Source organism: Streptomyces sp. NPDC048441 (assembly GCF_043200235.1).
Taxonomy (GTDB): domain Bacteria; phylum Actinomycetota; class Actinomycetes; order Streptomycetales; family Streptomycetaceae; genus Streptomyces.
Map to the genome: position 1 here is coordinate 64481 of NZ_JBICXM010000022.1, position 13492 is coordinate 77972.

The 13492-nt window shown below is 72.2% G+C and carries 8 protein-coding genes; all 8 read right to left on the bottom strand.

All coding sequences use genetic code 11. The features are described 5' to 3' along the window. Positions 1-57 precede the first annotated feature (57 nt). Positions 58-1776 carry an ABC transporter substrate-binding protein gene (locus ACGFSB_RS36205; RefSeq protein ID WP_393408482.1) on the bottom strand — a complete coding sequence of 573 codons (1719 nt, stop codon included), beginning with the start codon at positions 1774-1776 and terminating at the stop codon, positions 58-60. Next, the gene (locus ACGFSB_RS36210; protein ID WP_393408484.1) at positions 1773-3131 is read right to left on the bottom strand and encodes a serine hydrolase domain-containing protein; all 1359 of its coding nucleotides are present in this window, start codon (positions 3129-3131) and stop codon (positions 1773-1775) included. Before ACGFSB_RS36210 ends, ACGFSB_RS36205 begins: the two co-directional genes overlap by 4 nt. 199 nt (positions 3132-3330) lie before the next feature. Beyond that, the gene (locus tag ACGFSB_RS36215) at positions 3331-5007 is read right to left on the bottom strand and encodes a PucR family transcriptional regulator (RefSeq protein WP_393408486.1); all 1677 of its coding nucleotides are present in this window, start codon (positions 5005-5007) and stop codon (positions 3331-3333) included. A 110-nt stretch (positions 5008-5117) separates the two neighbouring features. Continuing rightward, on the bottom strand, positions 5118-5966 hold the full coding sequence (locus tag ACGFSB_RS36220; protein WP_393408488.1) for a GNAT family N-acetyltransferase: 849 nt from the start codon (positions 5964-5966) through the stop codon (positions 5118-5120). Between the two features lies 1 nt (position 5967). Continuing rightward, positions 5968-9378: a serine hydrolase gene (locus ACGFSB_RS36225; protein WP_393408491.1), complete on the bottom strand. Its 3411-nt coding sequence runs from the start codon at positions 9376-9378 to the stop codon at positions 5968-5970. Between the two features lie 40 nt (positions 9379-9418). After that, positions 9419-10477 (bottom strand): dipeptidase, encoded by a 1059-nt coding sequence (locus tag ACGFSB_RS36230; protein ID WP_393408493.1) that lies wholly within the window; start codon positions 10475-10477, stop codon positions 9419-9421. Next, complete coding sequence (locus ACGFSB_RS36235; RefSeq protein ID WP_393408496.1) at positions 10474-11454, bottom strand: ABC transporter ATP-binding protein; 981 nt, start codon at positions 11452-11454, stop codon at positions 10474-10476. The genes ACGFSB_RS36230 and ACGFSB_RS36235 overlap by 4 nt, the downstream gene beginning before the upstream one ends. Then, the gene (locus ACGFSB_RS36240) at positions 11451-13490 is read right to left on the bottom strand and encodes a dipeptide/oligopeptide/nickel ABC transporter permease/ATP-binding protein (protein WP_393408498.1); all 2040 of its coding nucleotides are present in this window, start codon (positions 13488-13490) and stop codon (positions 11451-11453) included. The genes ACGFSB_RS36235 and ACGFSB_RS36240 overlap by 4 nt, the downstream gene beginning before the upstream one ends. Between the last annotated feature and the right edge of the window lie 2 nt (positions 13491-13492).

Genomic DNA, 13492 nt, shown 5'->3' on the forward strand with positions numbered 1-13492 from the left:
AGCGTAGCGTCACTTGGTTACGAGATCGCCGGAGGGCCACCGTCCGTGGGGGGCGGCTCAGTCCTCGTACATCCGGATCGACGACGGTGTGATGCTCGCGTGACTTAACTCGAATCGTGCCCCCGCCCCGAAGGTCGGCATGACGGCGTCGACGAACGGGATCACGTCCACCGACGCGACCAGCTCGGACTCGGCGCGGCCCCAGGCCGGGCAGCCATGGGCGCCGGGCATACGGGCGGCCTTCTCGGCGAGTGCCGCGTACGAGTCGTTCTTGATGTGGGCGAAGTTCGTGCCGTCCGGGGGCGTAGGGCCGGAGACGAAGGGCCTGAGCTGGGGCGGGAGACCGAGGCCGAGCGGCAGGATGGCGGCGTCCCACGACGCGTTGCCGGAGACCACCTGATGTGCTCCCGCGTTGTCGATCCCCTTGATCGTCACATCGGCCCCGACGTCCTTCCAGGCCTTCTGGATCAGCTCCGCCGCGGACGAGGCGGGCTGCCCGACCTGGCTGGGGTATACGAAGGTGAGCGCGAGGCGCTTGCCGTTCTTCGCGCGGATGCCGTCGGCGTTCTCCTTCCAGCCCGCTTTGCCGAGGAGGGACTTGGCGGCGCGTACGTCGTGGGCGGGCAGGTCGTCGGTGATCGTGTCGCCGTCGCAGGCCTTCGGCTCGACGGTCATGAACCCCTGCGACGGCTTGCCCGTTCCGGCGGTGAGCACCTTGCCGATGTCCGGCAGGTCGACGGCTTGGGCGAGAGCGCGTCGCACCGACTCGTCACGGGCCGGACTGCCCGGTGCCTGGTTGAACCACATCTCGCCTCGCGCGAGGAGTGAGTCGGCGTGGAACTGGCCGCGGCCGATGAGGCGCTGCTGGTCGGGTCCGCCGAGGGTCGCGGCGTTCAGTTCGCCGGACAGGATCAGGTTCGCCGCGGTCGTCTCGTTGGCGATGACGCGGACACGGACCTTGTCCGGCAGCCCCTTCTGCCCGGTCTCTCCGGTCTTCCGCTTGCCGGGGCCCCAGGTGTAGTCCTCGCGCCGGGTGAGGGTGTAGTGGTCGCCGGGAACGGCCTCGGTCATGGTGTACATGCCGGTGCCGTGGCGACCGGTGGCGAGCGAGCCGCGGTCTGCGAGGCCCTTGCCGCAGACGATCGGGATCATGCCGATGTCGCGCAGCAGGAAGGCGTCGGGGACCTTGCTGGTGACGGTGATCTCACGGGTTCCGGGGACGGCCTTCGCTTTGGTGCCCGGATTCACGTACAGGCCGGCCAGCGGCGATCTGTTCTTCGGGTCGGCGACGAAGGCGATGTTCGCGGCCACGTCACGCGGGGTCAGCGGCGTGCCGTCGGCGCAGGTGAGGCCCGGCCGCAGCGTGAAGCGGGCCGTGGTGGTGTCCGCCTCCCATTTCTCGGCCAGGCCCGCGGTCTGGCTGCCGTCCTTGGCGAGGTGGATCAGCGGGTCGTAGAGGAAGCGGTCGACCTGGATGGCGGCCGCGATGACGGTCATGGCCGGGTCGAGCGTGCCCGGGTCGGAGGGCAGCGCCATGGTGAAGGTCCTGCCGTCGGCCAGGCTGCCGCCCGTGGCCGCGGTGCTGCCGGCGTTCGAGGGCCCGCCGCAACCGGTGAGGGTCAGGGCGGCGGCGCCGACGACCGCTGCGGCGATCCCCCCGATACGACGGCGCGCCGGGATGGTCGTCCGCTTCGGCTTCGGCTTCCGCTTCGGCTTCCGCTCGTCCGGGCGCCTGGCGGCCGCCTCACCCGCGTCGGGGCCCTGGACTCCGCTCACTGCGACACCCTGCGGTCCGCGCGGCCGGTGTGCAGGAACTGTGCGCGGCCCTCGCCGTCGTCGCCGACGAAGGAGTGCATCCGGTGCATGCCGTGCTCGGGCTCGACGGCGATCAGGGTGTCGCAGCGAGCGGGGACGAGCTCGACCCGCTCCGGACCGCCGCCGATCTCGGCGAAGATCCCTTTCGGGGTCCGCTCGGCCCATACGCGGCCGTCCGCGTCCTGGCTCACCACCGTGTCGGCGACCGACGACGCGTACGTCCCCACGTACCGGGAGGCGTCGATGCGCGGCGCTTCGGGGTCCGGTTCGGGCAGGGCGGGCAGTTCGATGCCGGCGAGCTCGCGCAGGACACGGCCGACGATCTCGGTGTACACGGCGAGCGGGTCGCCGCCGTTGGTCAGGACCGCCACCGCGATGTCCTGCCCCGGGACGGCCCGGAGGAACGCGGACTGACCGATGGTCCCGCCGTCGTGGCCGATGACGGTCCCGCCGGGGAAGTCGAACAGCTCCCAGCCGAGACCCCAGGCGTCTCCCATCAGCCCCAAGGGCGGTACGTCCACCTGCCGTTGGCGCATGGCCAGTGCGCTCTCGGGGCTGAGTACCTGGGTGCCGTCAGGGGCCCGGCCTTCGGTCAGGTGCATACGGGCGAAGGCCAGCAGGTCGCGGGGCCGCATGGCGAGCATCGAGCCGGCCGCGGAGTTCGAGCGGACGAGCGCCCACACCGGTGCGGGCCGGGGCGCGGCGTCGGGGGTGGCCTGGAGGTGGCCGACCGCGGCCCGGTGCAAGATCGCCTCGTACGGTCCCGCGGCCGCGTGGGTGAGTCCGAGCGGGGCGAAGAGATGGGCGCGCAGACAGTCGTCGTACGACTTCTCGCGCAGCACTTCGACGATCCGGCCGATGACGCAGTATCCGGCGTTGTTGTACGAGAACCGCTCGCCCGGCGCGAAGAGTTGGGGCACGTCGCCGAGCGTGGCGATGAACTTCTCCAGGCAGTCGTCGCCCACGCCGGTGTCGGTGAAGAAGTCGCCCTCGAAGCCGGAGACGTGGCACATGAGCTGCCGGGTGGTGATCCTGGCCGCGGCGGCGTCGTCGGCGAGCTTGAAGTCCGGCAGGTAGTCACGCACGGGAGCGTCGAGGTCCAGTTTGCCCTCGTCGACGAGCTGCATCGCGAGGGTCGTCGTCCAGACCTTGGTGATCGAGCCGATCTGGAACACGGAGTCCGGCGTGGCTTCTACGCCGGTGTCCTTGCTGAGTACGCCCGCGGCGGCGTCGATCACCGCATCACCGAAGCTCACGGCGACGGCGGCGCCCGGTACTTGGTGCTCGTCGAGCAGGGCGGCCAGGTGTCCGCTCAACCAAGCCTGGAGGGCGACGAGTTGTGCCCCAGATTCCGACGATTCCGACGGTGCCTTTGACATACGTACCTCGAGTCCACAGATGGGTAGGTCCAACTGGCAGTGAGGCTAGGCCGCGGTCCACGGGCGGCGATTCGTCCGGGCGCACGATGCGGAGGCCGCGTTCCATCGCCCGGCACCAAACCGGTGGCGTGAGCTGCTAGGAACGCCGGACGTGCGGCCACAGCCGCAGTTGCAGCATGGCGGCGAAGCGCGCGTTCGCGTCGCCGAGGTCGAGGCCGCCCACCTCCGCGAGCCGCCGCAGCCGGTAGCGGAAGGTGTTCGGGTGCACATGGACGGCGGCGGACGCCGCGATCACGTCGCCGAACGCGTCGAGCCACGCTTGCAGCGTCTCGACCAGGCAGGTGTGGTGCGCCGCGTCGTAGGCGCCGAGCCGGGCCACGGGGCCGGACGGCGGGTCACCGCGTTCGGCGATCACGTCGGCGAGTTCGAGCAGCAGCGACTCGACGAGTACGTCCGCGATACGGGCCACCGAGCGGGGCCCCTGACCCGCGCGCAGCACCCGCAGCGCCCGGTCGGCTCCCGCCCGGGACGCGGGCAGCGCGGTACTCCCCGGCGCGAGCGGACCGACCCCCACCAGCAACTCCTGCCGCTCACCGACGCGTTCAAGGAACTCGTGCGCGACCCGGGTCGCCCGCTCATCGGCGTCCGGACGGTCGGCGGGGGCCGGGACGACGCCGTAGACGACGTCACCGACGAGCGCGGCGGCCGAGCGGGGATGCACGGCGGTCAGGAGCATCGCGAACGCGTCGGCCAGGCGCTGCCGTTCGGCCACGTACCGGGCGTGCCGCGCGGCGGACCGGTCGCCGTCGGGGCAGTCCGCGACCGCGAGGGCAAGCACCACCCCCGGTTGTTCGGCGAGCCCCAGACGGGAGACGGCATCGGCCGCGCCGGGCCCGCCCTCCAGGGCCGTGCCCACGAGGTCGGCGCGCAGCCTGCGTTCGACGTCGGCGCCCGCGCGCAGCCTCAAGAGATGCAGCGCGACCAGCTTGGCCGCGTCGCGCAGGGCCTGTTCGCGCTCGGCGCTGAGGGGTGCGCGCACCGCGGCCCAGATGGAGCCGAGGATCTCGTCCCCGGCACGGACGGCCAACGCCACACGCGGCAGGCTGAGTTCATCGGCTTCCCCCTCGACGAGGGGCTCCACATAGACGGCCTCGTCACTGCGGTACATGGCCTGGAAGACGCCGCGTTCCTCCAGCATACGGGTGAAGCGTTCGGGCACCTGACGGCCGAGGATGGTCTCGACGCGTGAGGAGTCCGCCTCGTCCTGCCGCCCGGAGAAGGCGAGCACACGCCAGCTCCGGTCCTCGATGGTGACGGGCGCGTCGAGGAGCGCCGAGACCGCGTTGGCCAGCGCGAACAGGTCCCCGGACGGCACCCCGCCCAGCGTCTCGCCACCCGTCTCGCCGACGTCACCCTCGGCGATGAGCGAGCGCAGCATCGCGGCGAGCTGTGCCCAGGTGGCGCCGCGCGTCAGGCCGAGCAGCGCGACCCCGGACCGCTCGACCGCCTCGGTGATCTTGTCGTCGGCGGCGACCGGCGCCCGGACGACGAGCCCCGCGGCGCCTTGTTCGCCGAGCGCGTCGAGCAGCCGGACGATGTCCACCGGGTCCTGCACGGCGACGCCGAGCACGAGGGCCTGCGGGGGCGGCACGGGCTCGTCGTGCGGGTCGTGGATGACGACGCCGCCGATGTCGTCGGCGCGGTCGGGGTCGCCGTGGACGAGGTCGAGAAGGGTGGGGCCGAGATCCTCCAGGACCCGCCGGAGGCTGGCTCGGGGATGGGTGGTCACCGGGACGAGCACGCTTCCTCCCATGGGGGGACGAGAACCAGCTTCTTGCGTCTTGTACGTCGTATAGGCGGCGTATGGGCAGAGACCCTACGGGGAGCTCGGCGCGTACGACAGAGCCCCGCCCGCCTGCGGCATCACGCCGGGACGCGTTCGACGACGTACCAGCCCGTCCGGTCGAACCCGGTGATCCGCGCCCCGTCCGCGAGAAGCCCGCCCAGGACGTCGCGAAGCGCGGCGCGCCAGGCGGCGGCGCAGGCGGGGTCGGTGGCGCGCAGCTTCTCGATGTCGCCGGGCACGGCCACCAGGACGGTCGGTCCTTCGAGCGTGCCGGGGGCGGGGCGGCCCTGTGGGGAGAGGGACAGGCCGGTGACGGCACCGGCCGTGACGGGAACGGCGCGCCGCCCCGCGCAGGCCGCGACGGTCTCGGGGGCGGTGAGGCGCCAGGTGACCAGGAGTCGGTCGGTGTCGTCGGCGCCGTTGATGCCGTCGTTCATCCGGCCGTAGAAGTTGGGCAGGTACTCGGTGGGCGCGGCGGCCAGTTTGCCGAGGTTGAAGTAGGCGTTGCGGCGCACGAGTGGGTCGAACGTCCAGGATATTTCGGCCACTTGGCGTTGCAGCGCCCAGGCGCGCTGGTGCAGTTTGAGGGCGTAGCCGACGTTGCGCCCGCGCAGCTCCGGCGCCACTCCGGCGATATGGCTGTGCAGGGCCTCGTCGGCGGGCGGTGCGAAGAACCCGACGCAGGCGCCCACGAGTTCGTCGCCGTCGAAGGCTCCGCCCACGTAACTGCCCGCCTTGGTGAGCGCGCGCAGGAGTTCGGTCGTCACCGGCGGGGTCTTCCCGTCGGGCCGCCAGACCTTCTCGTAGAGGTGCTGTACGGCCTCCAGATCGGCCAGGTCGGCGAGTTGGCGGACGCGGACGTGGCCCGCGCGGGCTGCCGCGTCCGCCGCGGCGACGGCCTCGTCGGCCGCACCACCTGCGGTCACGTCAGCCCACCTTCGGGGTGGCGCGGGCGCCGTAGTGGACGTACTGCTCACCGGTCGCGAGCTTGTAGAAGGTGACCGGGACCCAGGTCTGCGTACCGGGCCGCCGGAAGACGAACCGATCGCCGCCGACGGGCACCAGCGCGAACTCCTCGATGGGTGTGGATTGCAGTGCCGCGAGGGGGCCCGTCACGGTCTGCCGCAAGCTCAACCCGCCCTCGGTGTCGAGGACTTCGATGCGCGCACCGGCCCGTTCGTAGACCCCGACATGCCGAGCGGCGTCGACGGTGGGCGGGCTCTCGGCGGGAGCGAGCGGCCGGGGCATGGTGACGCCCGCCAGGTCGGCGAAGATCTCCCGGAACAGGTCCTGGTACAGGTCGTGCGTGTTGCCGCCGTTGGTCAGGAGCGTCACCGCGATGCCCTGGTCGGGCAGGACACGCAGGAACGCGGACTGACCGATGGTGTTGCCGTCGTGCCCGATCAGGCGTTGCCCGTCCCAGCCGAAGCGGATCCAGCCGAGGCCCCAGGAGTCGCCCAGGGTGTCGTGATCCGGCAGGTCGGTCTGGTGGGCGGCCATGTGGGCCGCGCTCTCCTCGCTCAGGACACGGCTGCCGTCCGGGGCGAGCCCCCCGGCCAGATGCATCCGCGCGAAGGCGAGCACATCCGCGGTCGCGGCGCTGACGAGCCCGGCGGGGCCGACCGAGCGGGGCAGCGACCACACCGGGACGGGCGCGGGATCGGCGTCGCCCTCCGCGACGTGCCCGACGGCGGCGCGCAGCAGCAGCGCCTCCTCCGGGAGCGTCAGCGCGCTGCGCAGGCCGAGCGGCGTGAAGAGCAACTCGCGCAGGGCGCGGTCCCAGGTGAGGCCCGTCAGCTTCTCGATGATCCGCCCGGCGAGATTGAAGCCCGAGTTGCAGTACGAGAAGGTTTCGCCGAGAGGGTGGTTCTGGCCCGCCTCCTCGAGGAGTGCGGCGTAGCGCTCCAGGCAGTCGTCGCCACGCCCTGTGTCGGTGAAGACATCGCCGTCGATGCCGCTCGTGTGGGTGAGCAGATGCCGCATCGTCACCTGCTTGGTGACAGCGGGGTCCGCGAGGCGCAGTTCGGGCAGTACGTCGACGAGCGGCGCGTCCAGGTCGAGCTTGCCCTCGTCGACGAGCCGCATGACGACGGTCGTCGTCCAGACCTTGGTGATGGACCCGATCTGGAAGACCGAGTCGTCGGTGACCTCGACACCCGTGTTGCTGTTGAGCACGCCGTGGTGGGCCTGGAGCACCTCGTCGCCGCCGACTCGCGGGTCGAGGCGCAGCACGCCGAGGGCGGCACCGGGCACCCGGTGTGCCGTGGCCAGTTCGGCGAGGCGGCGCTGCCAGTGGGCCGTGTCGAGGGGCACCTTGCGCGGTCGCCCCGGCTCACCGGCGTACTGCTCCACCCAGTCCACGACACGCTGGTTGAAGTCGGCCCGATGGGAGGGCGCACCGCAGAGCGGGAACAGGTGCGTGCCGCCCGGATAGAGGACCATCTCGGTGGGAACGCCCCGCCCGCGGAGCGCGGTGAACCACTGCTCGGCCTGCCCGACGGGACAGCGCTGGTCATCGCCGCCCTGCAAGATCAGCGTCGGGGTGCGCACCTCTTCGACCCGGGCCAGCGGCGATTGCCGTGCGTGGTGCTCGCGGTCCGACCACGGCGCACCGCCCAGCTCGGCCACGCCCAGCGGATGCGCGGCGTCGGACGTACCGGCGATGCTGGTCAGGTCGCACACCACGCCGCCCGCGACGGCTGCCGCGAACCGGTCGTCACGGCTGGTCAGATAGCAGGTCATGTACCCGCCGTAGCTGTATCCGGCGACAGCGAGCCGCCGGGGGTCCGCGATGCCCTCGGCGACGAGCTGGTCGATGGGCTCGGTGAAGTCGGCGGCGTCGGCGAGACCCCACGCGCCGAGCGCTGCGGTGAGGAACTCCTCGCCGTAGCCGTCGCTGCCGCGCGGATTGAGCAGCAGCACCGTCCAGCCACGGGCGGCGAGCACCTGGTGATAGAGGTGGGCGGGATCGGCGGTGCCGTTCCAGGCGTTGTGCGGGCCGCCGTGAATGTCCAGGAGCAGCGGTGCGGGGCCGCTGCCGCGTGCGGGGTCGCGGATCAGCCAGCCGTGCACCACCGTGCCGTCGGAGACGGTGAACTCCCGCTCCTCGCGTACGAAGAGACCACCACCGGCGTCAGGTGTGCCGTGCGCGGTGCGGGTGCTGATGGTGCCGGAGGTGAGATCCACCGTGGCTATCTCGCCGTAGGAGGTCGCGGTGGACAGGACGACGGCGACGGTGCCGCCCGCCGCGGACATCCCGCTGACCTGAAGCGCCCCGCCGCCGAGCACGCGGCGCGGGAGACCGCCGCCCTGGAGACCACCGCTCGCGAGACCACCGCCCTCGGCATCGGCGACGTACAGCTGCGTGCTGCCGCGGTCCCGCAGGCAGACCAGCACGCCGCTTGCGTCGGCGGTGAGTTGAGGGAGCGCACCGGGGTAGCCGGGCCCGCCGGACATGACGTTGCGGTCCAGGGAGCCGGTGAGGTCGGCGGGCGCGGCACCGTCCAGCGGGGCCCCGCTCACCGGCACGCGCAGCAGCCGGGCGTGGCCCACATCGGTGCCGGTCGAGCCGACGACGAGGAGGGCGTCGCCGTCCGCCGTCCAGGTCACGGCCCCCGCCTGCCCGTCGGCCGCGCCGACTCGCACCGGTTGTGAACGGCGCGGGCTCACCTCCACGACGTACGCCGCACTGCGCAACGTCAGGTCGGCGTCCGCGTCGCGCGCGGCGGGGAACGCGAGGCGGGTTCCGTCGGGCGACCAGGCGGGGGCGCCCGCGTGCCAGTCGCCGCGGGTGACCTGCCGGACCTCGCTGTCGTCGATGCCGACCACGTGCAGGTGGCTGCGGATCGTGCGCAGCAGACCGGGGCCGTCGGCCTTGTAGTCCAGGCGCCGGGCGACGACCGGCTTCCTGGCGCGCGCGGGGTCGTCCTCGCCGCCGCCCGCGGCCTCGTCCACCGGCGCGGTGAATGCCACCGCGCTGCCGTCCGGGCTCCACACCGGCGCGCCGGCGCCGAGCGGCAGCGTCGTGACCTGCTCGGCCTCGCCGCCCGCCACGGGCAGCAGCCACACCTGCGCGGGCCCGTCGTCCGGCGTGCGCAGGAAGGCGATCCGGGTTCCGTCGGGCGACCAGGCAGGCGCCAAGTCGGACTGTCCGCACGTCAGTTGACGCGGCTCGGTACTGCCGGTGGCGCCGACCTGCCAGAGCGAGCACATGTCGCGGTCGGCGGCACGGTCGGCGGTGCGCAGCACGTACACGATCTCGGTGCCGTCCGGCGAGACCGCGGGCTGCTCGGGCAGTGCGAGGCCGTACAGGTCGTCGATGCGCAGGCGTGGGGTCACGGTGCGCCACCTCCTCGGAAGTCGGGGGTCGGGATGCTGGTCAGGAGGAGGGGCGGCCGAGCCCGGCGCGGAAGAGGCGGTGCACATTGCCGCCGATGACCCCGGCGACGTCGGGCTCGGCCCAGCCGCGCCGCAGCAGTGCCTCGGTCACCAGGGGCAGCCCTGCCGGGCCTTCGAGGCCGGGCAGGAACTGGTCGGTGCGGAAGCCCTCGATGATCGCGTGCGCACAGCAGGGCCGGGTGGTGTCGGCCATGACCTCCTGCACGAAGTCCGGACCGAGGCCGACGTGGGCGGCACCGGCCACACTCGCGAGGTGCTCGATGTGGTCGACGAGACGGTCGACGGTGTAGCCGTCCTCGTCCTCGTGCAGGAACGGCGCGAAGAAGTTCACGCACACCACACCGCCGTTGGCGGCGGTCGCCTTCACCTGGTCGTCGGTGAGATTGCGGTGATGGTCGCGCAGCGCACGCGCCGATGAATGGGTGGCGATGACCGGCTTGGTCGACAGCTCCAGTACGTGGTCGACACCGGCGGCACCGAGATGACTGATGTCGAACATCATGCCGATGCGCTCCATCTCGGCGACCGCCTCCACACCCGCCCGGGTGAGCCTGCTGCCGGCCGCGTCCTCGCCGCTGCCGTCGGCGAGCGGCGTACGCCCGAAGTGTGCGAGGGAGGCGATCCGTACGCCCAACCGGTGGAGGGTCTCCAGGAGTTCGACGTCGTCGCCGACGCCCGGCGCGCTCTCCAGGGCGAGGACGAGCGCGATCCTTCCGTCGTCAAGGGCGGCGTCCACCTCGGCGCCGTCACCGCAGAGCCGCACCGCGTCGGCGTTGCCCTCGGCGAGGCGATGAGCGGCCTCGATCATGCGCAGGGTCTGCCGCAGGGACCCCTCGGGCCGGTACTCGTCGTCGATGAAGACGGGAAGCACTTGTATGTCGACCCCGCCGTCGTGCAGTTGGGGCAGCCACCGCTCACGGAAGAACACCGCCCACTGGTCGACGGGCCTGGCCGTCACCGCGATGAGAAGGTCGTTGTGAGTGTCGGCGACGACGCTGCGCCGGTGCAGCTCGGCGGCGGTGCTCGGTGCCGTGGTCATGCTCGGGCTCCCTTCGGCAGGGCGGGTCGGGGTTCCCCCGCGAAATGACAGGCCGACCTGTGCGGGCGCCGTTCGGCGTCCTGCGCGGGGTCGGTGGTGAGGCACACGTCCCGGTCGGGCCGGGCGAGCGGGCCGAGTGCGCAGCGCGGGTGATAGCGGCACCCGGCAGGGGGGTGGTGCGGGTCACTCGGCTCGGCGTCGGAGACACCGGCGGCGTCGCCGTCCTCGAACAGAGGGGTGTTCCAGGCCGGTGCGGCGCTCAACAGGTCACGTGTGTAAGGGTGTTGTGGGTCGGAGAGCACCTGCTCGGCGGGCCCGGCCTCGACGATCCGCCCGAGGTACATGACGGCGATGATGTCGCTGAGATAGCGGACGACGGCGAGGTTGTGCGAGATGAACAGCATGGACAGGCCCAGACTCCTCCGCACGTCGCGTACGAGATTGAGCACGGCACCCTGCACGGACACATCGAGCGCCGAAGTGATCTCGTCCGCGATCACCACTTTAGGTTGTCCCGCCAACGCGCGGGCCAGTGCCACCCGTTGGCGCTGACCGCCGGAGAGCTGGGCGGGCAGCATCCCGGCACGGTCGGGGTCGAGGTTGACCAGTTCGAGGAGCCGCGCCACCTCGGCCCGTCTCGCGTCCGCCCCGCCGCCGCGTGGCATCGCCTCGCTGATCGAAGCGCCGATGCGCATACGCGGATCGAGCGAGGAGTACGGATCCTGGAACACCATCTGTAGCGGACGGCGCCCCGCAAGCTGCCGTACGTCGATGCCGTCGAGGAGCACCCGCCCCGCGCTGACCGGCGCGAGGCCGACGGCGCTGCGGGCCAGCGTCGACTTCCCGGACCCCGACTCCCCGACGAGGCCCACCACTTGGCCGGGCGGCACGGTGAGGCTGACGCCGTCGACAGCGGTGAGTCCGCCGCGCCGCGTTCCGTACCGCACGCTCACCTGTTCAAAGACCAGCTCGCTCATGCGCCACCTCCGGAGGCCTTGACCGCGACATCGGAACTGTTGCCCGCACTGGACCCGGTGCCCTGCGGGTGCCAGCACGCCACGCGGTGTGCGGCCCCACCGGCGCCGATGTCCACCGTCGCGGGATCCTCGGCCCCGCACCGCTCGTCGGCGAAGGAGCAACGCGCCGCGAACGCGCAGCCCGCGCCCACCTGTCCCGGCTCCGGCGGACGCCCCGGGATGACCGAGAGCGGCGCGTCCCTGTCGGTGTCGAGCGCCGGGACGGCGGAGAGGAGCGCCCGCGTGTAGGGGTGGCGCGCGGCGGTCAGCAGTTCGGCCGTGGGCAGGTCCTCCACGATCCGCCCCGCGTACATGACCAGGATCCGGCGGCAGCTCTGCGCCACCACGGTGATGTCATGGCTGATGAGCAACAGCGCGGCCCGCTCGCCCTGTTGGCGGGATCCATCCTCCGCCCCGCCCTCGTCCCCCCGCACCTGGGCAAGCAGCCGCAGCACCTGCCGCTGCACGGTGACGTCCAGGGCGGTGGTCGGCTCGTCGGCGATGACCAGGCGTGGCTCGCCCATGAGGCCCATCGCGATCATGGCCCGCTGCCGCATACCGCCGGAGAACTCGTGCGGATACTGCCGGGCCCGGCGCCCAGCCGCAGGCACCCGCACCTCGCGCAGCCGCTCCACCGCCCGCGCGAGCGCCTTGCCGCGTGAGAGACCCTGATGCTGCTCCGACACCTCGGCGAGCTGACGGCCGATCCGCTGGGTCGGGTTGAAGGAGGTCAACGGATCCTGGAAGACCAGCGCGAGCGACGTACCGAGAAGCCCGCGCGTCTCGGGCCCCGACGTCTGGAGCAGCGGCTTCCCGAGGAACTCCAGACGGTCCGCCGACACCACCCCCGGCGCCTCGATCAACCGGGAGACGCCAAGCGCGGTCAGGCTCTTCCCCGAGCCGGACTCACCGACCACGCCGACGGACTCCCCGGCCCCGACGGTGAAGCTGACGCCGCGCACCGGCGTCACAGGCCCCGTGGCTCCGGGGAAGGTGACCCGCAGATTCTCCACGGCGAGCACGAGCCGCTGTTCGCCATCGGAGCCATCGGAGCCATCGGCATGTCCCATGGCGGCGGCAGTCGGAGCGTGCTTCCGGGCACCCTTCGGCTTCGGCAGGGAAGGCGTCGAAGCACGCGCCCCCACCACCCCCGCCACGGTCTCCCCGAACAGATTGAAGGCGAGCCCGGCGATCACCACGGCGACGCCAGGAGCGAGGGCAGCCGTCGGATTCACGTAGATCTGATTGAGCCCCTCCCCGAGCAGCCGCCCCCAGTCGTAGTCCGGGGCCTGCACCCCGATGCCGAGGAACGAGAGCCCGGCGAAGGAGAGCAGCGCCATCCCCGCGCTGATGGTGGCGTTGACCACCAGCGGCTCTCCGATGTTGGGCAGCACATGCCGGGTGAGGAGCCGGACCCGCCCCACCCCGGCCACCCGCGCCGCCGCCACGAAGTCCCGCCCCGCGACCGAGGCGGACAATGTCTGGGTGAGCCGGGCGAACGCGGGCGCCATGGCGAGCCCGATGGCGAGCACCGCACCCTTGGCCCCGACGCCGATGATCATGGCGAAGAACAGGGCGAGCAGCAGCCCGGGGAAGGCCACGGCGATGTTCACGGTCGCGGTGACGAGCCGTCCCGCCCACCGGGGGAGCACGGAGGGCGCCGTCCCCAGCAGCGTGCCGGTCACCACCCCGATCACCGTGGCCGTCACGGCGAGCACGAGGGAGAGCCGCGTCGCGACGAGGACGCGGGCGAGAATGTCACGCCCCAGGCTGTCGGTACCGAGCAAGTGGGCTGCGGTAGGCCCTTGTTGGAGCGCGTCCACGTCCACGGCGGACGCTCGGTCGCCCCACACCAGGGGAGCCAGCAGGGCCAGCGCGATCAGCAGCATCAGGAGGGCGGCGGAGCAGGCTCCGACGGGCGTGCGCACTACGGCCCGGAATTTCGCACGGCCGCTCTTGCCGTTCTTGCCGCTCTTTCCATTTCTGTCGCTCCGCATGG